This window comes from Sediminibacterium salmoneum NBRC 103935 (genome assembly GCF_000511175.1).
Lineage (GTDB): Bacteria > Bacteroidota > Bacteroidia > Chitinophagales > Chitinophagaceae > Sediminibacterium > Sediminibacterium salmoneum.
Window position 1 is genome coordinate 192324 of sequence record NZ_KI866530.1, and the last position, 23930, is coordinate 216253.

At 37.4% G+C, this 23930-nt stretch carries 23 protein-coding genes; 17 read left to right on the top strand and 6 right to left on the bottom strand.

Annotated features, from left to right (window positions below; all coding sequences use genetic code 11):
- Window positions 1-7 precede the first annotated feature (7 nt).
- The 6 genes from P767_RS0101070 to P767_RS0101095 all read left to right on the top strand — a co-directional run bounded on the left by P767_RS0101070 (window position 8) and on the right by P767_RS0101095 (window position 8642).
- Window positions 8-1093, top strand: coding sequence for an efflux RND transporter periplasmic adaptor subunit (locus P767_RS0101070; protein WP_026763066.1), 1086 nt, complete (start codon window positions 8-10; stop codon window positions 1091-1093).
- 21 nt (window positions 1094-1114) lie between these two features.
- Window positions 1115-4345: an efflux RND transporter permease subunit gene (locus P767_RS0101075; RefSeq protein WP_026763067.1), complete on the top strand. Its 3231-nt coding sequence runs from the start codon at window positions 1115-1117 to the stop codon at window positions 4343-4345.
- Window positions 4332-5768, top strand: coding sequence for a TolC family protein (locus tag P767_RS0101080; protein WP_026763068.1), 1437 nt, complete (start codon window positions 4332-4334; stop codon window positions 5766-5768). Before P767_RS0101075 ends, P767_RS0101080 begins: the two co-directional genes overlap by 14 nt.
- A 203-nt stretch (window positions 5769-5971) precedes the next feature.
- The gene (locus P767_RS0101085; RefSeq protein WP_026763069.1) at window positions 5972-6256 is read left to right on the top strand and encodes a hypothetical protein; all 285 of its coding nucleotides are present in this window, start codon (window positions 5972-5974) and stop codon (window positions 6254-6256) included.
- Window positions 6257-6422: 166 nt separating this feature from the next.
- Window positions 6423-6995, top strand: a complete 573-nt coding sequence (locus P767_RS0101090) for a hypothetical protein (protein WP_152530919.1) — start codon at window positions 6423-6425, stop codon at window positions 6993-6995.
- Between the two features lie 54 nt (window positions 6996-7049).
- Window positions 7050-8642 (top strand): hypothetical protein, encoded by a 1593-nt coding sequence (locus tag P767_RS0101095; RefSeq protein WP_157611300.1) that lies wholly within the window; start codon window positions 7050-7052, stop codon window positions 8640-8642.
- Here P767_RS0101095 and P767_RS0101100 read toward each other — a convergent pair.
- On the bottom strand, window positions 8639-9538 hold the full coding sequence (locus P767_RS0101100) for a LysR family transcriptional regulator (protein WP_026763072.1): 900 nt from the start codon (window positions 9536-9538) through the stop codon (window positions 8639-8641). The two genes, P767_RS0101095 and P767_RS0101100, sit on opposite strands and share 4 nt — an antisense overlap.
- 89 nt (window positions 9539-9627) lie before the next feature.
- On the opposite strand from P767_RS0101100, the gene P767_RS0101105 reads away from it, so the two are divergent.
- The 7 genes from P767_RS0101105 (at window position 9628) to P767_RS0101135 (ending at window position 14410) form a co-directional block, all read left to right on the top strand.
- Window positions 9628-9810 (top strand): hypothetical protein, encoded by a 183-nt coding sequence (locus tag P767_RS0101105; RefSeq protein WP_026763073.1) that lies wholly within the window; start codon window positions 9628-9630, stop codon window positions 9808-9810.
- Complete coding sequence (locus P767_RS0101110; protein ID WP_157611302.1) at window positions 9803-10309, top strand: hypothetical protein; 507 nt, start codon at window positions 9803-9805, stop codon at window positions 10307-10309. The genes P767_RS0101105 and P767_RS0101110 overlap by 8 nt, the downstream gene beginning before the upstream one ends.
- Entirely contained in the window at window positions 10299-11261 is a 963-nt protein-coding gene (locus P767_RS0101115) for a sodium-dependent bicarbonate transport family permease (RefSeq protein ID WP_026763075.1), read from the top strand. Before P767_RS0101110 ends, P767_RS0101115 begins: the two co-directional genes overlap by 11 nt.
- A gap of 41 nt (window positions 11262-11302) precedes the next feature.
- On the top strand, window positions 11303-11680 hold the full coding sequence (locus tag P767_RS0101120; protein ID WP_026763076.1) for a DoxX family membrane protein: 378 nt from the start codon (window positions 11303-11305) through the stop codon (window positions 11678-11680).
- A 100-nt stretch (window positions 11681-11780) separates the two neighbouring features.
- A complete protein-coding gene (locus P767_RS0101125; protein WP_026763077.1) occupies window positions 11781-13157 on the top strand; it encodes an HAD-IB family phosphatase in 1377 nt (458 codons plus the stop codon).
- Window positions 13158-13262: 105 nt separating this feature from the next.
- Window positions 13263-13925, top strand: coding sequence for a trimeric intracellular cation channel family protein (locus P767_RS0101130; protein ID WP_026763078.1), 663 nt, complete (start codon window positions 13263-13265; stop codon window positions 13923-13925).
- Window positions 13922-14410 (top strand): DUF4199 domain-containing protein, encoded by a 489-nt coding sequence (locus P767_RS0101135; RefSeq protein WP_026763079.1) that lies wholly within the window; start codon window positions 13922-13924, stop codon window positions 14408-14410. The genes P767_RS0101130 and P767_RS0101135 overlap by 4 nt, the downstream gene beginning before the upstream one ends.
- Here the strand turns inward: P767_RS0101135 and P767_RS0101140 are convergent.
- Complete coding sequence (locus tag P767_RS0101140) at window positions 14407-15567, bottom strand: trans-sulfuration enzyme family protein (RefSeq protein WP_026763080.1); 1161 nt, start codon at window positions 15565-15567, stop codon at window positions 14407-14409. The two genes, P767_RS0101135 and P767_RS0101140, sit on opposite strands and share 4 nt — an antisense overlap.
- A gap of 75 nt (window positions 15568-15642) precedes the next feature.
- Here P767_RS0101140 and P767_RS0101145 point away from each other — a divergent pair, with 75 nt between their 5' ends.
- Window positions 15643-16665 (top strand): homoserine O-acetyltransferase family protein, encoded by a 1023-nt coding sequence (locus P767_RS0101145; protein ID WP_026763081.1) that lies wholly within the window; start codon window positions 15643-15645, stop codon window positions 16663-16665.
- Here P767_RS0101145 and P767_RS0101150 read toward each other — a convergent pair.
- Window positions 16660-18729, bottom strand: coding sequence for a penicillin acylase family protein (locus tag P767_RS0101150; protein WP_026763082.1), 2070 nt, complete (start codon window positions 18727-18729; stop codon window positions 16660-16662). The genes P767_RS0101145 and P767_RS0101150 overlap by 6 nt on opposite strands.
- Before the next feature lie 91 nt (window positions 18730-18820).
- Between P767_RS0101150 and P767_RS18435 the strand changes: the two genes are divergently transcribed.
- Entirely contained in the window at window positions 18821-18997 is a 177-nt protein-coding gene (locus tag P767_RS18435) for a DUF6728 family protein (protein ID WP_172637496.1), read from the top strand.
- A 30-nt stretch (window positions 18998-19027) separates the two neighbouring features.
- On the opposite strand, the gene lpxB is transcribed toward P767_RS18435, so the two are convergent.
- The gene (gene lpxB / locus P767_RS0101160) at window positions 19028-20131 is read right to left on the bottom strand and encodes a lipid-A-disaccharide synthase (RefSeq protein WP_026763083.1); all 1104 of its coding nucleotides are present in this window, start codon (window positions 20129-20131) and stop codon (window positions 19028-19030) included.
- A gap of 90 nt (window positions 20132-20221) precedes the next feature.
- On the opposite strand from lpxB, the gene P767_RS0101165 reads away from it, so the two are divergent.
- Window positions 20222-20584: a BlaI/MecI/CopY family transcriptional regulator gene (locus tag P767_RS0101165; protein ID WP_026763084.1), complete on the top strand. Its 363-nt coding sequence runs from the start codon at window positions 20222-20224 to the stop codon at window positions 20582-20584.
- A 4-nt stretch (window positions 20585-20588) separates the two neighbouring features.
- Complete coding sequence (locus tag P767_RS17390; protein WP_026763085.1) at window positions 20589-22781, top strand: M56/M15 family metallopeptidase; 2193 nt, start codon at window positions 20589-20591, stop codon at window positions 22779-22781.
- 4 nt (window positions 22782-22785) lie between these two features.
- Here P767_RS17390 and P767_RS0101175 read toward each other — a convergent pair whose 3' ends face one another.
- Both P767_RS0101175 and surE read right to left on the bottom strand, forming a co-directional pair.
- The gene (locus P767_RS0101175) at window positions 22786-23082 is read right to left on the bottom strand and encodes a hypothetical protein (RefSeq protein WP_026763086.1); all 297 of its coding nucleotides are present in this window, start codon (window positions 23080-23082) and stop codon (window positions 22786-22788) included.
- 19 nt (window positions 23083-23101) lie between these two features.
- The gene (gene surE, locus P767_RS0101180) at window positions 23102-23905 is read right to left on the bottom strand and encodes a 5'/3'-nucleotidase SurE (RefSeq protein ID WP_037351492.1); all 804 of its coding nucleotides are present in this window, start codon (window positions 23903-23905) and stop codon (window positions 23102-23104) included.
- Window positions 23906-23930 lie beyond the last annotated feature (25 nt).

The window sequence follows — 23930 nt, forward strand, 5'->3', positions numbered from 1 at the left end:
TTCGTGAATGAAACGTTTTATACATGCCACCCTATTAATGGGTGCAGCTATTATTATTGCATGCAATACCAAGGAAGAAGCTAAAAAAGAAATCTCCGTTTTTCAAGTTACCAGTCCTGTACAAACAGATACTTTGATCTTAAAAGAATATGTAGCTCAAATTCAGTCTGTAAATCATATTGAGTTGCGATCTCAGGAAAGAGGATACCTGCAAAAGATATTTGTGGATGAAGGTCAGTTTGTAAAGAAAGGACAGTTGATGTTTCAGATTATGCCCAATCTTTATCAGGCTGAAATGCAAAAGGCAAAAGCGGAATTGAATTTTGCTGAAATTGAATACAATAATACCAGAAGTCTTGCTGAAAACAATATTGTATCTCCCAATGAGCTTGCTCTATCTAAGGCAAAGTTAAATAAGGCAAGGGCAGAACTGGCTTTGGCTCAAACACATCTAGATTTCACTGAAATTAAAGCACCATTTGGTGGAATCATGGATCGCTTCCATACAAGATTGGGGAGTTTAATTGATGAAGGTGAATTGTTAACTACACTTTCTGATAACAATAAAATGTGGGTGTATTTTAATGTGCCGGAAGCCGAGTACCTCAATTATATCCAAAAAAATAAGAGAGTTAATTCTGTTAAATTACAATTACAGATGGCTAATAAAGCCATTTTTGATCAGGAAGGCATAGTTGAAACAATTGAGGCTGATTTTAATAATGAAACAGGTAATATTGCTTTCAGAGCTACATTCCCTAATCCCAAAAGACTCTTGCGACATGGAGAAACAGGCAATATTTTAATGCCTGTTCCACTCAGGAATGCTATTTTAATTCCACAAAAAGCATCTTTTGAAGTATTGGATAAAAAGTATGTGTTTGTAGTAGATAAGGACAATATTATTCATTCTCAACAAATTACCGTGGAGGCAGAAATGCCCCATTTGTATGTTGTATCTGCAGGATTGAAAAGCAGTGACAAGATTTTATTAGATGGTTTGCGCAAAGTAAAAAACGGAGATAAGATTACTACTCAGTTTGCATCACCTAAGAAAGTCTTTGCTGAATTGCATGAATTGCATGCAGAATAATCTCCCATTAAATTAAGACATATGTTTCAAAAATTTATAAAACGACCAGTGCTGGCGATTGTGATCTCGTTGGCAATCATTTTTTTGGGTGTAATGGCAATGGTCACCAGACCTGTATCCCAGTTTCCGGATATTGCACCTCCCCGTGTAATGGTATTTATTGCTTATCCGGGATCTAGTGCCGATGTGCTTGTTAAATCTGCCCTTATTCCATTGGAAAGAGCCATTAATGGAGTTCAGGGGATGCAATATATAATTTCAGATGCCACAAGTGCAGGAGAGGCAACCATTCAAATTGTATTTGAGCCCGGAACAGACCCTAATGCAGCTGTAGTAAATGTAAAAACCCGCGTAGATCAGGTGATGAATAATTTACCTCCTCTTATTCAAAGAGAAGGGGTAGTGATAACTCCTATTCAGCCAAGTATGCTGATGTATGTGAATTTGTATAGTAAAGATAAAAATGCAGATGAAAAGTTTCTATACAATTATGCAAACGTTAGCGTTTTACCAGAGTTACAGAGAATAAAGGGAATGGGAAGAGCACAAATATTAGGGAGCAGGCAATTTGCAATGAGGATTTGGCTGAAGCCTGACAGGATGCGCGCTTATAATATTTCTACTGAAGAAGTAATGGAGGCAATGAAAGATCAGAGTGTAATCGGTAGACCTGGTCGAATTGGGCAGGCTTCAGGTAAAACTGCACAATCGCTAGAATATGTATTGATATATAAAGGACGGTATAATAAGCCTGAGGAATATGAAAATATTATTGTACGGGCAAATGCAAGCGGGGAGAATATTAAGTTAAAAGATATTGCGGAAGTAGAATTAGGAAGTGAATTTTTTGATATTTATTCTAATAAAGACGGATATCCTGCTGCATCTATTGTTTTGAAACAAAACTTTGGAAGTAATGCAAGTAAAGTAATTGAGCAGGTAAAAGTGAAGCTGGAGGAGTTAAAAAAGGATTTTCCTCCTGGAATGGAGTATGAAATTAACTATGACGTTTCAAAATTTGTTAATGCTTCTATAGATAAAGTTTTACATACACTAGTTGAAGCCTTTCTTCTTGTTGCGTTAGTTGTTTTTATATTTCTGGGAGATTGGAGGTCTACCTTAATACCAATTATTGCAGTACCAGTTTCTTTAATTGGCACTTTCTTTTTTATGCAAATTTTTGGTCTTACTATTAATCTAGTAACCCTGTTTGCACTTGTTTTGGCAATTGGGATAGTTGTAGATGACGCCATTGTTGTTGTAGAAGCAGTTCATGCTAAAATGCATGAAGAGCATTTATCACCTTTTTCGGCAGTAAAAAAAGTCTTGGGAGAAATTAGTGGGGCGATTATTGCGATTACTTTATTTATGTCGGCTGTTTTTGTCCCTGTTGCTTTCATGACTGGACCTGTAGGGATATTTTATAGACAATTTTCTATAACGATGTCAAGTGCCATTATACTTTCTGGGATTGTTGCTTTAACATTAACGCCTGTTCTTTGTGCTATAATTTTAAAAAGTAATCATGATAAAGGTATTAGCAAATCGCCTATTACATTGTTTATTGATTGGTTTAATAAGCGTTTTGATATATTAACGGAAAAATATACCAGACTTCTTAATTTAATTGCTAATAGAAGAGTTGTTACTTTTTTAATTCTGCTAATCTTTTGTGCAGGTATCTTTTTTGTAGATAAAACCTTACCATCTGGCTTTATACCTAATGAGGATCAAGGTATGATTTATGCCATTATTCAAACTCCTCCAGGTTCTACTTTAGAAACTACAAATGATGTTGCCAGAAAGCTTCAGAAATTAGCGGAAGAAGTAGAAGGGATACAGTCAGTTTCGTCTTTAGCAGGTTACGAGATTTTAACAGAAGGACGCGGGTCAAACGCAGGGACATGTCTGATAAATTTAAAAGATTGGTCATTGCGCCATCATTCAGTAAAAGAGATTATTGAAGAGTTGGAGGAAAAATCAAAAGATTTCGGTGCTGTTATTGAGTATTTTGAACCACCTGCCGTTCCCGGTTATGGTTCTTCAGATGGCTTTTCTTTGCGATTACTCGATAAAAATGCAACGGTTGATTATGAAGAATTTGATAAAGTAAATAAAGATTTTATGGCCGCTCTTTACAAGCGTAAAGAGCTAACCGGTTTATTTACTTTTTTCGCAGCTAATTATCCCCAATATGAGTTGATTATAGATAATGAATTAGCCATGCAAAAAGGCGTTTCTATTGGGAAAGCCATGGATAACCTAGATATACTTCTTGGCAGTACTTACGAACAAGGATTTGTGCGTTTCAATACTTTCTTTAAAGTATATACACAGTCAGCCCCGGAATATAGAAGACTCCCAAGTGACGTTTTGAATCTTTTTATAAAGAACAACAAGGATGAGATGGTTCCTTATTCTTCTTTTATGACATTAAACAAACGGCAAGGACCTAATGAAATTACTAGATTCAATTTGTATACTTCTTCCTCAATTAAAGGAGTACCGGCAAAAGGATATACAAGCGGAGATGCAATTAATGCCATTCGGGAGGTAGCAAAAGAGACTCTGCCTCAAGGATATGATATTGCATGGGAGGGACTTTCTTTTGACGAGGCAGATAGAGGGAATGAAGCTTTGTATATTTTTATCGTGGTATTAATATTTGTTTATTTACTTCTAGCAGCACAATACGAAAGCTTTATAATACCACTTGCTGTAATTTTTTCTTTGCCCGTTGGCATCTTCGGATCTTTCGTTTTATTAAAATTAATGGGTCTTGCAAATGATATTTATGCACAGATGGGATTAATTATGCTAATTGGACTACTAGGAAAAAACGCAATTCTGATTGTTGAATTTGCTGTTCAAAAACACCAGCAAGGAGCCACTGTTTTAGACGCAACTATTGAAGGTGCTAAAGTTAGATTTCGTCCTATCTTAATGACATCATTTGCATTTGTTGCAGGGTTGATTCCACTAGTTGTAGCTCATGGCCCCGGTGCAGATGGTAATAGAACCATTGGTTCTTCTTCTTTAGGTGGAATGCTATTTGGAACTGTTTTCGGTGTGATTATTATACCTGGTTTATATTTTATTATGGGTAAAATGGCTGAAGGAAAGCATCTAATCAGGGATGAAGATGAAAGTCCACTGTCAGAACATTATGTAAATAGTTATAATGACTCCAAACTTTTGCATAAGCTCAAGAAATTATTAAAACGAAATAAGAAAAAGCATGAAGAACAATAATATCCTGAGTCTGTTGACGGTATTGTCGGCAGGGCTCATTTTAAATGCTTGTAAATTGCCTGTTATCAGTATAAAAGATACAAATATATCTTTGCCCCTTTTTTATACAGGCACAGCCACTACTGATACTTCATTGGCCGGTACAATAGCCTGGCGAAAGTATTTTAATGATCCGTTTCTGATTAGTCTGATTGATACTGCATTACAGAATAACCAGGAATTGCGAATTATTTTGCAGGAAATTGAAGTTGGTAAAAATGAAGTAAAAGCAAGGAGAGGAGAGTACCTGCCTTTTGTAAATGCCGGTTTTACTACGGGATTTGAAAAAAGTGGGCAATACACAAGAAATGGTGCAGTTGAAGAAGCATTAGAAATCAAGGAGGGGCACAAATTCCCCAAACCATTACCAGATGTTCTTTTGGCTGCTAATGCCAGTTGGGAACTAGATGTCTGGAAAAAATTACGAAATGCCAAAAAATCTGCTGTTTTAAGTTATTTAGCATCCATTGAGGGTAAAAATTTTATGGTGACTCAATTGGTTTCAGAAATAGCCAGTGCCTATTATGAACTACAGACATTTGATAATTTACTCAATATCTTAAATAGTAGTATTGAGATTCAAAGTAATACTCTCTCTGTAATTCGAAAAGAAAAAGATGCTGCAAAGGTTTCGCAATTGGCAGTGAATCGTTTTGAAGCACAATTGTTAAATACCCAAAACCTTCAATATTCCATACGCCAACAGATTGTGGAAACAGAGAACCGGATTCATTTTTTATCGGGGAAATATTTGTCAAAAATTCAAAGATCAGTAATGACAGATAATCCCCTTTTACCTGAGCCTTTTACTGCAGGGATTCCTTCCCAACTCTTGCAAAACCGACCTGATTTGAAACAAGCAGCTTTGGAATTAGAGGCTTCCAAACTGAATATTGAAGTAGCCAAAGCCAATTTTTATCCATCTTTCCGTTTAACAGCCGGACTCGGTTTTCAATCTTTTAATCCTGTATTCTTGCTTAGCCCGGCTTCGGTTTTATACAATCTGGCAGGAGATATAACGATGCCTGTAATTAATAGGAATGCCATTCAGGCTATTTACCAGAATGCCAGTGCCAAGCAAATTCAGGCCGTATATAATTATGAAAGAGCAATATTGAAAGCATATATAGAAGTATTGAACCAATTGAATGGGATTGATAACTATACTAAGAGTTATCAGACTAAAGAAAGGGAAGTCAATATTCTAAGTAATTCTATTGCCATCTCTAATAATTTGTACAGAGCCGCCAGGGCCGATTATGCTGAAGTTTTACTTACACAGAAAGAAGCCATTGAGTCTAAGATTGATTTGAACGAAATACAGTTGAAGCAAAAATTAACAAAACTTAATTTATATAAGTCTTTGGGGGGAGGCTGGAATTAGTGTTTTTTTGGGTAACTACCTCCATCGTAGATCGTTGGAGGTGGTTTTTAATTATTTTTATATAATTCCTGTGTTCTATGCGTAATATACTTTATCATAAATATTCCGATTTGTGTTGACAGGGCTTGTTTTTTTAGGTGTTTTCTTTTTCATGAATATAATAATTCAAGTTGTTTTGCCATTTCCAATCATTAAGTGATAAGATGAAGCCATTTCTTGCTTTTGCTATTGCAGTTGGAGTAGCCAAAATAATATGGATACCTACCGAGCGGGTTAAATCTCCGGTTGCTACTTATGGAGTAATTGGAGCTTTTGTAGTGGGAAGCATAGGATTTATTGGAGGTTTTTTGGGCCCCATTATTTTAAGGCCGGAATCACCTCAAGGGCCACTGCTTGGAATTTTTTTCACGGGTCCAATCGGATTTGTTGTCAGTTTAGTTGGTGGTATTGTTTACGGGTTAAAAATGGAAAAGAGACAGCGTAAGTAGATTTTACAGTTGGCTGACGGATGATTCGTCTGTATAATTCAATTTTGTTTTACAGAATTGCACTATGAAAAATTACATTGAATACATCCCCATTTTTACAACAATTTTTTCAGTTTACTTTTTCAAAGAAATATTCAGTCATTATCAATATCGGAAAACTACGTATTTGTTATGGTGGTCTTTAGGTGTTTTGACGTTCGGTTTGGGAACTTTGGCAGAGAGTATTAATATGCTGATTGGATGGAGTATCTCAAACGTTCGTTATTGGTACATTGTGGGTGCATTATTAGGAGGCTTTCCCTTGGCTCAGGGGAGTGTCTACTTGTTAATGAAGAGAAGATTCGCTGATATTTCCAGTATTTTAATTGTGATATTGATTGTTGTTGCATCGGTATTTGTTGTCTTAACTCCTGTTTCAATTCCAGACAATTTCAATTATAAGTTAACCGGAAAAGTATTTGAATGGAAATGGGTTCGATATTTTTCTCCCTTAATTAATATTTATGCGTTTTTATTCCTGGTAGGAGGAGCTTTTTATTCTGCTATTAGATACTATCGGCAGGGGATAAAAGAAGCCCCTTTTCGGGGTAATATTTTTATTGCTGTAGGTGGGTTGTTGCCGGGTATAGGAGGATCTTTTACCCGAGCCGGATATGTTGAAGTTTTATATGTAACAGAATTTATAGGACTGATACTTATTTATTACGGGTATAGAATTATCAAAATGAATAAGGCTTAAAATGGAAAAGAATATTCTTGGTTTTCTTATATTTATAGCATAAAGCTATAAAAAATGCGGAAAATTTTATTATTTATAGTTCTGGGTTGTTTCTTTACACTCAATGCACAAAATTATTCTAAAATAACGGATCGCCTTAATAGCTATAATCCTTTACAGATGGTGAGGATGACTTCTTCATCCTTTTTAATGAAGCATGTGTATCAGCTGGAAAAGGATCAGAAGTTTCTGGATAAGCTAACTGATTATGAAAAGTTATCCAAGGGATTGGCTAAAGATATCGCTAAAATGGTTTCGCGAAATGATTGGCCTGCATGGATAAAAGATGGCATTGATGATACAGAGGAGCTAATTTTTAAACAATTGGTTGGGGTATTGTTGTCTAATTACAAATATTACAATAATGATGTACTAATAGCATTTCATCCTGATTTGAATTTTCAATTACCTGAGAAATATAAGTTTAAAGAGACATTCTATTTTAAAGTAGATAACCAATATAATTTTGACGAAATTAATCCAAAGACAGATAATAGTTCTACAATCAATCAGGCCAATATTGCCCGATGGCACGAAGAATTAATGACGAAATATAAAAACGTCAAACCTTTAAATTGGAAAGCAAAATCCAATTGGATTTTTCATTATTCGGCTGAAACAATTGCAGGGCATAAATTTTTACGGGATGGTATAAGTATTTTGGAAGCCCGCAAAATAGTTAAGGGTACTAGTATTAATCCATATTATTTAGTGGAATTTTCCCGGGAAAAGAATTACCCAATGGGCTTGAGTTGGAGTAGCACGGATTTTTTGAATTCATTGAACATTCTGGAACTGTCTTCAGAAATTTCAGGCTATGAGTACGATCTTACAAAGGATGAACATAAGATTGAAAAGACAATCTATTATTATATCCCCGAAAAGGAAAATCCTCAATTCAAGGGAATAGTTGCCGTAAGTCCCAATAAAGGCGTATTTGGGACAATTAAAGTCTTATATCCACTGGGTGATACTGCTTTAAAATATGATCGGATAGATGTGTCAAAATTGAAGAAACCGACGACTAATAAACACACTGTATTTTCTATCCCTCCCTCAAAAAGAGGCAAATTCTCTATATTAATTCAGGATTACGTAAATCAGTTTCAAAATTATGGAAAGGGAGGAATTATTTCTAAAATCACGGATGGAACAGTTAGGGAGATTTACTGGAACGATCAAATTGGCGAATACGGAACAGATACGCTCTTGATAAATGAAAAAACAGGTAAAATATCTTATTGGGCTTATATGTCTCCTTACAAGGATACAGGTCTTTCGTTTCAGCAGTGTAAAGATATTTCAAGTGACCTTTTTTATATCCTTATTCGTAATAATCATTTTGCGGGTATGGATGGGTTTAGTGTGACCAGAAAACCGGAAATTAAAGTGGAGGGTGAAAAGGAGTTGAAAGGGAAGGAGGCTGTTCTAGGCAAATATGTAACACAGTATTATTTTGCCCATTCAACCGATTTTGATACCAATTATGCTTATGATAGAACAATTGCTAGTAAGTATGTTAACAATCTTAGAATAAGAGTATTGATAAAGCCAATCGATGAAAAAAACGATAAGTACTATGTTTATTTATTGTTTTTTGAGCCTTAATACTTTTCACTCCAGCTGAATATTTCTCTAGCAATTTGGTTTTTCTCCTGCTTAAGATAATGCAGATAAGCTTCAGCAACCGGGGAGTGTTTTTTACCTTTTAGCCAAATCAAACTCCAGGTAGTCTTAACCGGCATGCCTTTTACGGGAATGATGAATAGCTGTTTATTCATCAGTTCATTTTTTATTCCAATAATTGGCATGATGGAATATCCTAATCCTGCAATAATAGCTTGTTTTACAGCTTCATTAGTGCTCAATTCCATTTTTTTTAGGACGGAAAGTTTTTTCTTCTGGATAAACTGTTCCATTGCTTGTCGGGTTCCGGATCCCTTTTCCCGAAAAATCAATGGCAGGTCTTCAATATTACTGTTTGTTTTTTCATTACCTATCAGGAACAATTTATTGGGGAGTAAATCTATCTTTTCAATGTTAATGGCTGCTGGTAAAATGGATACTAATGCAAAATCTATTTCGTTTTTCTCAAGGCTTTCAATCACTTTCGATTTATTGGTTACATCCATATTCAACTGGACGCCGTTATTTTTATGCATGAATCCGGATAGAAAATAGGGCATTACATATTTGCCTGTGGACACAACCGCGATTTTTAGTTTCCCGGTCATTTGCCCTTTATAAGCCAGTGTTTTGTTATTTATGGCATTAACCTGATAAATAATATTTTCTGCAGAAACGGCAATTTCTCTGCCAAAATCAGTAATGTGTATTTTTCTGCCCAGCACTTCTGTTAAGGGAATATCAAACTGATCCTGGAAGTTTTTTAACTGAATGGAAACAGCAGGTTGTGTTAAATGGAGTTCTTCCGCTGCCTTGGTTATACTTTCCGTTTCTACAATCTTTAAAAATATCTGTAGTTGATTTAAGGTATAATTCATAAAAATAACTTATGATAAGCATTATAAAGATAAATAAAAAATATAGATTACTTCTCCTCAAATTTGCACCGTTAAATAATTGAATATTTATGAAAAAGAGGGATTGGCAAATAATGGTTGGATTGATTGTGTTCTTAAGTACTATTCTGATTTCATTTAAATCGGATAATCCTATCAACAGTCAATTATGGTCTTCGCTTTCAGTTATTACCGCTGTTTTTACTATTCATCACCAGGTAAGTTCGCCTAAAAATGAAAATACGCATGAATAATCGCCTTTTTATTGTTTGCCCGTTTTCTAATTTAGAATACACCCTTAAGAAACAATACGGTCAGGATTCGCATTTCCTTTCAGTACCTGCAGGGCTCATTTCAGCGAACGATAACATTTTTCTGGATAATCTGAAAAGGGTTACTACTGCAAATAGTATCAGTGAAATTTACGTAACCAATGAAGTGTCTAACAGTTTTGTGCTCTCTGTAATGAATGATACCTATAAGCGTGATATAGCATTTTTAAACCCGGTTGCTGATTTAAAAGAGGAATTCTGGATGGAGAGATTTGCGGGTTTAACACCCAGGCAGCAGATTCTTAAAATGGCTGAACTGATTGTTGAACTTTCTGTAGAATCGCTGCAGTCTTCTCTGGTTTCTATAAATGTTGAATCTGCTCAGTCCTTAACAGTAAGGGGTATTGTACTATCTAAAGAAGCTGGATTCTTAAAAGAGCTGAAGAAAATGAATCGCTATAAAATTGCTTATGGACTTTAATTTACTGCTGGAAAACCTAACCAATCCGGCTTTGTTGTTTTTTATACTTGGAATTGTTGCTGTTTGTGTTAAAAGTGATCTGGAAATTCCCAACAATTCTTCCAAATTTATTTCTCTCTATTTGTTATTCGCCATTGGATTCAAAGGTGGTCAGGAATTGTCTCATGAACAATTCAATCTTGAAATATTGGGAACCATGTTAATGGGGGTTGCCATTTCTGTATTTATTCCGGCTTATACTTTCTTTATTTTAAAAAAGCGGTTAGGTATTTTTAATGCAGGTGCTATTTCAGCGTCTTACGGTTCTGTAAGTGCTGTTACTTTTGTAACGGCAGTTTCTTATTTGGAAGCACATCAATTAAATCTGCATGGTCATATGGTGGCCATTATGGCATTAATGGAATCGCCTGCTATTATTGTGGGGCTTTTATTAATCAATTTCTTTAACACTGAAGAGGCAAGTACAATTAAAAAGAGAGAAGTTTTTAAGCATTCTTTTACCAATGGATCTGTATTACTGATACTAGGTAGTTTGTTTATTGGATTTGTAGCTGATGCCAAACAGGCTGAAGGTATTAAGCCTTTTACCAATGATTTATTTAAAGGATTTCTGGCTATTTTTTTATTGGATATGGGTATAACCAGTGGTAAGAAATTAAAGGCTTTCTTTTCATTTGGATTATTTCCCTTTTTATTCGCCTTCCTGATTCCATTAATGAATGGGGTTGTTTTTGCCTATATTAGTTCACTGGTTACAGATGATATCAGTAATCGTTTTGTGATTGCCATACTAGCTGCAAGTGCATCTTATATTGCGGTTCCGGCTGCCATGAAAATTTCCGTTCCTAAGGCAAATCCTGGTTTGTTTTTACCAATGGCATTGGCGGTTACCTTTCCTGTAAACATAACGATAGGGATGCCCCTGTACTTTTTTGTTGTACAACATACTTGACAAAATCATTTAGACGGGGTATATTTAGTAAAATTACTTTTATGAAGCATAAAATTCTAAATATACTATCAATACTTTGTGCCTTATTGTTTCTGAACGGGGGCTTTAATAAGTTGTTTAATTACATCCCCGTACCTACAGATTTGCCCCCTGCTTTGGTGGCTGACAATGCTGCATTCATGGAAATAGAGTGGCTGATGCCTTTAGTGGCTGTTATAGAAATTTTGGGTGGGTTGCTTTTAATATTCAGAAAGACAAGGGCAATTGGCGCATTAGTAATTTTCCCAATCATGTGCGGTATTTTGTTGATTCATGCCACTGTTGCACCAAGTGGTTTGCCATTGGCAATTGGTTTATCTTGTATTCTTGGCTGGATTATGATAGAGAATAAAAACAAATATTTGTCTTTATTAGATTGATTCCTAGTAATAAAGGAATCATTCTTTTTCATATGTTTTAAATTGGCACAATATTGGCTCCTGAGTTGATACTTTTTTGTATTCATCCAAAACGAGCCTTATGATAACTGTAATTATTCCCACATTAAATGAAGAAGAGACTATACAAAGTGTTATTCAGTTTGCATGGTCGCAACCCCAGGTAACCGAAGTGGTAGTGGTTGATGATAAGTCTATTGATGCAACTGTTGCCATTGCTGTAGCTAACGGTGCTAAAGTAATAACCAGTACAAAATTGGGTAAAGGGTCTTCTATGAAAGACGGGGTTTTGTTTGCCTCTAATCCTATCGTTGCATTTCTGGATGGTGATATAGATCCTTATCCGCATTATACTATTAAATTGTTAACTGATCCTATTTTAAATGGGGAAGTTGATTTTGTAAAATCCTCCTTCAGCAGAAATGCCGGCAGGGTAACTGAATTGGCCGCCAAACCACTGTTGAGTATTTTTTTTCCTGAATTATTAAGGTTCAGTCAGCCACTAAGCGGAATGATAGCAGGTAAGAAAAAGTTGCTGGAACAACTGGATTTTCGTGAGGATTACGGGGTGGATATTGGTATTTTAATAGACATGTATCTGATGAATGCAAAAATGAAAGAAGTAGAAATTGGATACATAGAAAATAAAAGTAAACCCTGGCAGGCTTTAGGAAAAATGAGTAAAGAAGTAGCTCAGACTATTATTGTTAAAGCGGCCAATTCTAATAATCCCAGGTATAATTTTGAAGAACTGGGTGTGCTAAATGAAATCAGAACCCAAATGGAACTGGCGTTAAGCGCCAATCTGGGTTCTATGGAAAAACTGATTGTATTTGATATGGACAATACTTTGTTGCGAGGCAGATTTATAGATGCCTGTGCTGAAAGATTCGATTTTAAAACATCACTGATGAATATCAGGTCCTCTGAGAGTAATCCGATTTTGCTTACCAAACATATTGCTACCCTTTTAAGGGGAAAGACTCACCAGGAATTAATTGAGCTTGCCGACCAGATTCCCGTTGTAGATGGAACAGCTGAAATAATAAAGGAACTGAAAGACAGAGGATATATTATTGGTATTATCTCTGATAGTTATGATTGTATTACCCATCATGTAAAAAATAAATTGGGAATGGATTTTTCATTGTCGAATGAACTTGAGTTTTCTAAAGGTGTTTGTACAGGAGAAGTGAAAATTCCCTCTTTTTTATTTAACAATGGAAAAAGTGTATGCCGGCATTCACTTTGTAAGACCAATGCAGTACTTAGCTTATTGGAAAAATATCAGATTCCCAAAGAAAATTGTATTGCCATAGGGGATAGTATGAATGATCTTTGCATGATTAAAGAAGCGGGTCTGGGAATTGCTTTCTGTTCACAGGATGAATTATTGAATCATCATGCAGATATCATTCTGAAAGAACAAAGTTTTGCTGAATTGCTTTCTATTGCATAGCTTATTTAGATATTGTCAGAATAGACGAGCGCGAAGTATTTTAATGGTTTTTTGTTTAAATTTAATTGAGTTTACCTACAGTTCACATTAAAATCTGCACAAGTCTTGAATAATTTCTTCACCATTCTTCCCGACCTGATTGGGACTTTTGCCTTTGCCATGAGTGGCATTAAAATGGCTTCCCGAAAAAATGTTGACTGGTTTGGGGCATTTATGATTGGACTAGTTACTGCCATTGGTGGAGGAACAGTGAGGGATTTATTGTTAGATGTAACTCCTTTCTGGATGCTTGATAGCCGCTATTTTATTACTACCGGTGTTGCTTTGCTGGCAACTTTGGTTTTTAAGGAAAAACTGATGCGCTGGACCAATACCCTTTTTTTATTTGATACCATAGGATTGGGATTGGTTACGATTATCGGTATTTCCAAATGTATGGATGCCGGCTTTCCTTTCTGGGTTTGTATTGTTATGGGAACCATCACTGGTTCTATAGGAGGCGTATTAAGAGATGTTCTGTTAAATGAAGTTCCCTTACTATTACAAAAAGATATCTATGCAATGGCATGTGTGATTGGTGGTCTGTCATATTTTTTGTTATTGGAAATAAATATGACGAAAGATTTGGCTGCGCCTCTTGCTGCAATCATTGTGATGCTGGTAAGATTGATTGCCATTCAGTTTCATATTCATTTACCTGTATTAAAATCTGTTCACGACAAAGAAGCTGATGATTCATTTCTTAATAATAAACCTCCCCAACAATGAAACCTATTAAAATTGAAGTAAAATGGGCTATTCTATTTTCTATCATGACCTTGCTCTGGATGGTAATGGAGAAGGTTTCGGGTTTACATGGTAAGTATATCGATTACCATTTATACCTCACCAATTTATTTGCTATCCCCGCTATCTGGATGATGGTACTGGCTTTGAAAGAAAAAAAGAAACTGGATTATGCTGGTGATATTACTTATGTACAGGGATTGGTTTCAGGGATTTACCTTTCATTGATTATTGCGGCTTTAACACCTTTAACTCAATGGATTACTACTTATGTAATTACTCCTGAGTATTTCCCCAACGTTATTAAACGATCGGTTGAAATTGGGTACTATAAAACAACGGAAGAAGCTGTTGCTAATTTTAATTACAAGAATTATGCAATACAGGGTACCATTGCTGCATTTGTTATGGGGCTATTGACAACAGCGATCGCCATGATTTTTATCAGAACCAAAAAATCTGCTTAAGCCAAAGCCTGTAAAATATCGGCCAGAATATCTTCTTTATTTTCCAGGCCTACACTGATTCGGATAAGGCCAGGCGTAATGTTTACAGCCTGCCTTTCCGCTTCTGTTAATTTCGCATGTGTAGTGCTGGCCGGGTGAGAAGCAATGCTTCTGGTGTCTCCCAAATTAGCAGTTAGTGAGAGCATTTGCAGTTGGTCTAAAAATTTTCTGCCGGCTTCAATCCCCCCCTTTAATTCAAAGCAAACAATACCGCCACCATTTTTCATTTGCTTCACAGCAATAGGATGATGCGGATGCGAAGGCAGGAATGGATATTTCAATTGTGCAATAGCAGGATGGTTTTCTAATGCCCTTGCCAGATACAAGGCATTGGCTGCATGCCTTTCCATTCTTACATCCAGGGTTTCTAAACTCTTGCTCAATACCCAGGCATTAAAAGGAGACAATGCAGGTCCTGTACTTCGGCAGAACAGATAAATTTCTTTGATCAATTCTTTTTTACCTACTACCGCTCCCCCTAAAACACGGCCCTGTCCGTCGAGCCATTTGGTGGCAGAATGAACTACCAGGTCGGCTCCAAAATCAATGGGCGTCTGGTTTACAGGCGTAGCAAAGCAGTTGTCTACATTTAGTATGATATTGTGTTTTCTGGCAATCTTACCAATCATTTCCAGGTCTAATACTTCCAGTCCGGGATTGGTTGGGGTTTCCAGGTAAATCATTTTGGTATTGGGGGTAATGGCTGCTTCCCAGTCTTCAGCAGTTGCATTGGCGTCTATGTATCCGTATTCAATTCCATATTTGGGCAGGTATTTGGAAATAACCGTATGAGTGCTTCCGAATATAGAATTACAGGATAGTAGTCGGTCGCCTTGTTTCAACAGGGCCATAAAGGATCCGAATACAGCACTCATGCCGGAAGCAGTTGCATAACCGGCTTCTGCACCTTCCAGCGCAACTAGTTTATCAATGAACTCCTGAACAGAAGGATTGCTGAATCTGGAATAAATATTATCATCCGATTCATCAGCAAATGCGGCTCTCATTTCTTCTGCATTATCAAAACAAAAGCTGCTGGTTAAAAACATAGGAGTGGAGTGTTCCATTTCACTGGTTCGCTCTGTCTGAATTCGGATGGCTTTTGTTTCTTTTTTCATCTGTTGCCGCTGCTTTTAAAAATTTACATAAAGGTACGCTTCAGTTGTCTTTATTTTGCGTAAGAATTCCAGCCAATGGCATTACAGACTTTTACCCATACAGCCCCTTTTGTGTTAGAGAGTGGTTCCAGCATCCCGGAGCTAAAGATTGCCTATTATACATACGGCAACTACGTTTCAGGTACATCCAAAGTGGTGTGGATCTGTCATGCATTAACAGCCAATGCGGATGCAGCAGATTGGTGGAAGGGATTGGTTGGCAATGATTTTTTAATTAATCCTTCTGATTATTTTATTGTTTGTGCCAATATCATCGGTTCCTGTTATGGGTCTACGGGTCCTTTGAGTATGAATCCTGCGACGCAGACTCCCTATTATTCTGATTTCCCGATGGTGACCATCAGAGATATGGTAAAAGCCCATATGGCATTAAGGGTGCATTTGGGTATTGATCAGATTAATTTATTGATGGGTGGAAGCATGGGTGGCTATCAGGTGCTTGAATGGGCTTTGATGGAACCGGAATTAATCAAGAAGCTTTTTTTAATTGCTACTTCTCCTTCTGAATCTGCCTGGGGTGTTGCGGTGCATACAGCACAACGCCTGGCCATAGAAGCAGACGGTACCTGGAAAGACCATACTACAATCGCGGGTGCTGCCGGACTAAAAGCAGCCAGAGCCATTGGCATGCTTACCTATCGGAACTATGCTACCTTTCAGGAAAGACAAACCGATCCCGATCCTGAAAAGATTGATGGATTCAAAGCTTCCTCCTATATCAATTATCAGGGCGACAAACTGGTGAACCGATTCAATGCCTACAGTTATTGGTTGCTTACCAAAGCCATGGACAGTCATCACCTGGCAAGGGGCAGAGGGGGCGACTTAGCTAAGGCATTAAGCCAGATTCAACAACCTACTTTGATTATTGGAATTGATTCTGATATTCTTTGCCCAATAGCAGAACAGGAATTCATGGCCAATCATATGCCGGATGCGCAGTTGCATATTATTGACTCTACTTATGGACACGATGGATTCATCATTGAAACACAGCAAATCACTTCCTTGCTGGCTCCCTTTGTGAATGGGCTATAGCGGGTGATATTTTTTTACAGCCTGCTGATAAACCAATTCTTTGTTTAAAGTCATGGGTTTGGTTTTCTGTTCCACAAACATTTGCATCTGATCGGTATAGTGGGGCGAATCTTTTCTTGCGGAAGCACCATAAACGTTCAGCGATTCAATGATGGGTCCATCTTTCGTAAATTTCACCAGTTCAATGTAAGCATCTCCCTGATTGCCTTTGTATAGGCCGTCTTTATATGGAATGGAGTACATGGGAGCTAACTGATCAGGCAATCCTGGTAGCGGAAGGGCTAGATTTCCTCGAACCAGTTTCTGTACATCACCCAATTGTAAATTGGTTCTGCTGAATTGCTGCAGCATAGTGGCTTTCGCAGATCTGAGGATTTCAGCTGCATCTTCCAATGATATGAAACCTTGTTTCATGTACTTGCTGCGCTTGGGAACAATATCATGATACACCATAAAGAAAGTACCTGCCCCAATATTAGTGGCGTCGCCTTTTTTGTCCCAGTTTTTAAGTTGCACTACTAAATCTGCTATGTCAGGATATTTTGTTTCATCTAATAGAAATAAGCTATCAATATTATAGGGGAAGTAAAAGGTGGAGGGGAACTGCCGGTCAAACTTGATTCGCTTAAAATCTTCATAGCTCACTTTATTCAGGGGTTGCAATAAAGCTTCAAAACGCTTGCTGCGGTTGTTTTCCAGGGTTTCATATCCCATCGTAATGTCGGTAACCACAGGGTTTTCCTTTCCCTCTGTAGAATGAAAAGGAGAGTGGTTGGTATTGTACACAAAACCAGTTGTTGGTTGCAAAACCTGAGGTAAAGCGCTGATGGGATGTAATTCATTCCATAAGGTTTTGCTGGTATTGCCGGGCAAAGTAGACTTCCAGTTATACCCTTTATTGCGGACTGGTATTCTGCCGTTGCTGATATAATAAATAGTGTCGTATTTGTCAGCATATACAATGTTGTAGCCGGGTATGGCTCGCATTTCCAGGGCTGCTTTGAATTCTGAAAAGTTTCTGGCCTTGTTAAAACGATACCATTGCTCCAGCCCACGGATATCCATTTGCGCCGGCATACGGATAGAGAAAGTTCCTCGATCTGTTTTTATAGTTGGACCATATTTGCTCCAGTAAACAGGTCTGGAAATATTAACTTTTAATAGCTTCAGTTTCACTTTAAAAACTGCCTTTTTTTCTTCCAGACTTTCCCAGTTTCCATCAAATAAATATTGGTTCTTGTTTTTAGCATGCATTTCCAATTGATATACATCTAATTTGTCAGGTTCATTTACTGTGTGTGCCCAGCCCAGATGCTCATTCACGCCATGTAAAATACTGGGAGCGCCGGGGAAATTGGCACCTAAAATATTCCACCCCTCTTCACTATTTAAATGTGCTTCGTAAAAGGCAACCGGTCCTTCCAATGGCTGGTGAGCATTGATGGCCAGATACACATTGCCGTCGGTTGTTTTTTTGCTATTGAAGGCGAATGCATTGCTCCCCTGCGTTTTAAAATTTTCCAGTAAAGGAACTGTCCCCCCGAAAATGGATGACAAAGCTTTGTCGGCTCCTGATAAAATACACAATTGCAAAACCGAATACCGGATCATGTCTTTGGGCGTAACCGGGAAAAGATTTTTTAATAAGACTTCTTTCTTATGCTTTTCTGCGTAGGCATTCAAACCCTCACAATATCCCTGTAATACTTTTTTAAAATCGGCTGAGAGGTCTGTGTCAAAACGGTCATCCACCAGCTCAGGAATTCTGAGTAAGCGCACGATATAATCCACTTGTGCCCCTTCCTTTCCTTTGTACTGGGCCAGCATGCCTTTCCCAGCCATTAAGGATTGTTGTATCGTAGCAAAATCATCTTCTGCATGTGCCCAGGCAAGTCCGTAGGCAACGGATGCATCTGTCTTTCCGAAAATATGCGGCACGCCCCATTTATCACGAATAATATCGATTTGATTGGGGTTTATTGGTCTTTCTAATTCTAAATTAATCTGGGCCTGAAGAGGGTATGAACCAATAATACAAATTAGAAAAAATACAATGCGACGCATAAAATGTTTTTTGTTCTTAACAAAACTAAGGGGATAAGGTTGATTGAACTAAATTGGTTTGCTCCTGTTATCTTTGTACAAATTTTACATCATGGGCATCTGGAATCAAATTCAGCAATACTTATTTATCAAGAAAGCAGACCCTGACGCTCCCAAATCTCAGTGGATGAAATACATGCACGGAATGAACCGTGTTTCCTTGGTTATGTTTTTACTGGCGGTGATTTTCATTCTGGTAAAGCAGGTCATTATACCGATGTTACGCTAAGTTTTCATTTGCGTTAAAGCTGATTATTCATTACATCTTTTGCAGAAATTCCATTATCAAATGGGCTGCATTTTTGGATGCATGACCACCTCCCGCCAATTTGGTGTAAAGCTCTTGGTACTCCGATTTTAGTTCGCTGATTTTTTCGGGATTGCTGGTGATAAATTGCAACTCCCTCACCAGGTTAGCAGTGTTTAGCTCATCCTGAATCAATTCCTTTACAATCTCTTTGTCCATGATTAAATTCACCAATGAAATGAATTTAATTTTTACCAATCTCTTGGCAATCTGGTAACTGATGGAACTGCCTTTGTAGCATACGATTTCCGGCACACCGAACAAAGCAGTCTCAAGTGTGGCCGTGCCGCTGGTAACCAATGCAGCAGTTGACTGTGATAACAAAGAATAGGTACTGTCTTTTACCACTTTTACGTTTTGCTGCCCCTCTAAGAACGGTTCGTAAAATGCATCATCCTGGCCCGGTGCCTGCGCTACCACAAATTCATATTGTGGAAACTTATCTGCAACACTCAACATGATAGGCAGTTTTTTGGCAATTTCCTGTTTGCGGCTTCCTGGCAATAAAGCGATAATTGGTTTTATATCAGACTGATTGGCCGATTTGAATTTTTCAATGACTTCAATGAGCGGATGCCCTACATAATGCACATCCCAGTTCCATTGTTGGGCGAAATAGTTTTTTTCAAAAGGTAAAATGCAAAGCATCAGATCGATGCAGGTCTTCATTTTTTTTACTCTGTTGGCTTTCCAGGCCCAAACCTGTGGTGCAATATAGTATACCACTTTAATGCCTTTTTTCTTGGCCCATTCGGCAATTCTTAAATTAAATCCAGGATAGTCAATTAAGATTAAAACATCGGGTTGATAGTTCAAGATGTCCTCTTTGCAGAATTTCAGATTGCCCAGAATAGTAGGCAGGTTCCTGATTACTTCAGTAAAACCCATGAATGCCAGATCTCTGTAATGCTTTACCAGATAAGCTCCGGTAGCTTGCATCAAATCTCCTCCCCAGCAACGGATATGGGCAGCCGGATTGGATAGTTGCAACTGTTTTATCAGATTACTCCCGTGCAAATCCCCACTGGCTTCTCCTGCAATTACATAGTATTTCATGGCGAATAACTAAAAAAATAGTTAAATAACTAAAAAATTAGTTGTTAAACTAAATATTTAGTTATAAGTTTACTCCTGTAAATGTACATCATGAAACCATTAACCAAAGCAGAAGAGCAAATAATGCAAACCATCTGGAAGCTGGAAAGCGCTTTCCTGAAAGACATTATTGATGCACAACCCGAACCAAAGCCGCATAGCAATACCATTGCTACGATTGCAAAGATCTTAGTAGATAAAGGATTTGTTGGTGTGAATCAAATTGGAAGGGTGCATCAATATTTTCCAATTGTAACCAAAGAGGAATATTCTTCCAGTACCATTCGTAATTTAGTGGAAGGGTATTTTGAAGGGTCTTTTGCCGATGCGGTTTCCTTTATGGTAAAACAAAAAGACATCAGTGTAAAAGAGCTGGAGTTGTTATTGCAGGAAATGAAAAAATCTAAAAAATAATACTATGCAAACCACCATTTATTATTTTCTTCAGGTAGTTTTTTGCTCTGCCATTATGATGGGGTATTACTGGCTTGTGTTGCGCGATAATAAATTCCATCAATACAATAGATTCTATTTGTTGGCGATTGCTGTACTATCCTGGCTGATACCTTTAATTAAAATTCAATGGAACGAAAGCACTTTCACAGGGGATGACAATATTTATTATTTGCTTTCAGCTGTAGCATCTAACAATACCGAACTCGAATCTAGTTTCAGTCAGCATTGGTATTCTATTACCTGGCAGAGGGGATTACAACTGCTGTATATCGGAGGCGTATCTGTTTTGTTTGTCAGTCTGATGATTTCATTGATTCGCATTTTTCAGCTACTAAAGCAGAGTAGTGCAAAAAAACTGGGTACGATTGATTTAATCATGACCAATGCTAAAGGAACACCTTACTCATTCTTCCAATTTATATTCTGGAACGAAGCCATTGATTTAAGCAGTGCAACGGGTCAGCAAATTTTGCAGCATGAAATTACACACGTAAAAGAAAAGCACTCTTTTGATAAGCTATTGATGCAATGCATTTTGATTGCAGGCTGGATGAATCCGGTTTTCTGGCTAATTAAAAAAGAATTACACATGATTCATGAGTTTATTGCGGATAAAAAATCTGTTGAGAGTGGAGATACTGCATCCTTGGCTCAAATGTTATTGACTACTGCCTATCCTCAACAAACCTTCAAGTTAACCAACCCCTTCTTTTTTTCACCTATCAAAAGACGTATTGCCATGTTAAGTAAATCCAACACAAGATTCAGCTACCTAAGAAGACTAATTGTATTGCCCTTATTGGCCATTATTGTAGTATTGGTGGCTTTCAGAAATGCACTTCCCACAGAACCCATATCAGTTGAAACAGTTGTAAAAACCATTTATAAAGATGTTGCCGGCAGGCCTGTTGCGGCCATCTCACCCATGGCTGTTAATTTGAAAAACGATTACACCATTGTCATCAATGCAGGACATGGTGGGGCAGATAAAGGTAGTGTTGGGGTTGATGGTAAATCAGTTGAATCTCAATTGACACTTGAACTGGCCAAAACCATCCAATCCCTGAACCAAAATAGTCGTTTGAATCTGTTTTTAACAAGAACAGAAGATGAAACACAGTCCTTAATGGAAATTGCTCAAAAAGCCAATAAATCAAACCCGGATTTGTTTTTGTCACTGCACTATAATGCAGCCAAGAATGCAAACCTTTCCGGAACCGAAATTTATATTGCCAGTCCGGGTAAAACCGATCGTTACAATAGTCATTTACAGTTTGCCAATCAGGTGGCCAATCAAGTGGATGATTTGAGTTTGCCTTTTAATGGAATCAAGAGCAGGAAAGATGGGATATACGTGTTACAAAACATCAGTTGTCCCAGCATTCTTATTGAAGCAGGATATATGAGTAATCCCAAGGATTTGGAAAAAATTACTTCCACCAGTTTCAGAGAGTCATTGGCAGTTGCCATTTTGAATGGTGTTCAGAAATATCTGGCGGATAAGGAGAACAATCTAACCTTGGCTGTAGCAACACAAAATGATGATTTTAACAATTCCGGAAAGGATACCCTTAAACTACTAGTTAAGAAAGTTGAATCTGAGGCAGGTAAATTGTCTTTTGATTCAGTGAGGTCATTTTCTTTTAGTAAAAGTGCTGAAGGTTTGGGTAGTGGCTTAAAATTATTTGCAAAAAACGGACAAAAGCCGCTAGTTGTTTTAAATGGGAAACAAGTAGAATATGAAATTTTGAATGAGATGAATCCCAATGAAATTGTATCAATTACTGTGCTGAAAAATGAGGCAGCTATTTCAAAATATGGGGCTGAAGGTGGTAATGGTGTATTAGAAGTTGTAACAAAAGATGCTAATCTAAAAAGCATTAAACCAATTCAGGAAGAAGATAATAATGATAGGTCTGGAATAAAATCATTTATGCGGCGCAATAAAGATGTCTCAAATGTTTCATGGAATCATCAGTACAAAACCATGGAAATCAAGCTTAAAGATGGTACTGAAGAAAAATATATTCTCAATAATCAAACGAGTATGAGAAGAGCTGAAGCCAAGTATGGAAAACTTCCAATTCCTGCTCCTCCGCCACCACCTACTCCAGCTCCGGCTAAGTTAGATCCCAATAAATATGAACCTCTATAATTAATTAAACAAACCACTTAATACCAAGGGAGATCAATGCATAAATACAGGTTGCAATGAATACTCCCTTGGCTGTTTTATCTTTTTGCTTGTTGATATATACTGTGAATACAATGGCATTGGCAATTAGGGCAATGGCAATAATGCCGCTCAATAAAGATTTCTGCATTAGCAATACCTGAAAGAATTCATTCAGGCTGAATAGACTGAACTTCCAGTAGTAATAACCGAATAGCCCAAAAACAGGAGCAATGAAACCTAATAGCAGGCCAAATGGAATGGAATCTTTATTCAGTAACATGGTTTTGCTTTATGTATAATCAGAACTTCCAGTTCTTTTCCAGTTGCTTTTTCAGGGTATAGTTGGTCAGGTCAAATTGAACCGGAACCACACTTACATAATTGTTCTTTAACGCCCATACATCGCTTTCCTTGCTCTTGTCAAAATTGACAAACTCACCAGTCAGCCAATAGTATTTTCTGCCATGCGGGTCTTTTCTTTCGTCAAATTTTTCCTGGTACTTGGCATAAGCCTGAGAACAGATCTTGATACCCTTAATCAGTTCAGCTTTTACTTTTGGAATGTTCACATTTAAACAAATATGCTTGTCTAAATTTTTGCTTGCCAGCAATTGCTCTACGATGATGCGTGCATATTGCTTGGCTCCGGTAAAGTCGGCTTCTATACTCAAATCCAATAAGCTGAATCCTATACTTGGAATGCTTTCAATGGAAGCTTCCAATGCAGCACTCATGGTGCCTGAATAAATTACATTAATGGAATGATTGGCGCCATGATTGATTCCGCTGATACAGATATCGGGTTTTCTATGCAATACTTTATCTACAGCTAATTTTACACAATCTACCGGAGTACCGCTACAACTATAAGCTTCAACATCTCCAAAATTGTGCACTCTGTGTAAACGCAAAGGTTCTCCAATGGTAATGGCATGGCCCATTCCGCTTTGTGGTTTATCGGGAGATACTACCACTACTTTGCCCAGCCCTTTCACCGCTTCCACCAATGCGTGTATGCCTGGCGCGGTATAACTATCGTCGTTGGTTACGAGTATAATGGGCTCTTCTTTCTTCTTGCTTGATTTTGCTTTCACTTTTGCCATATTGCAATGTACGATAAGACCGGGC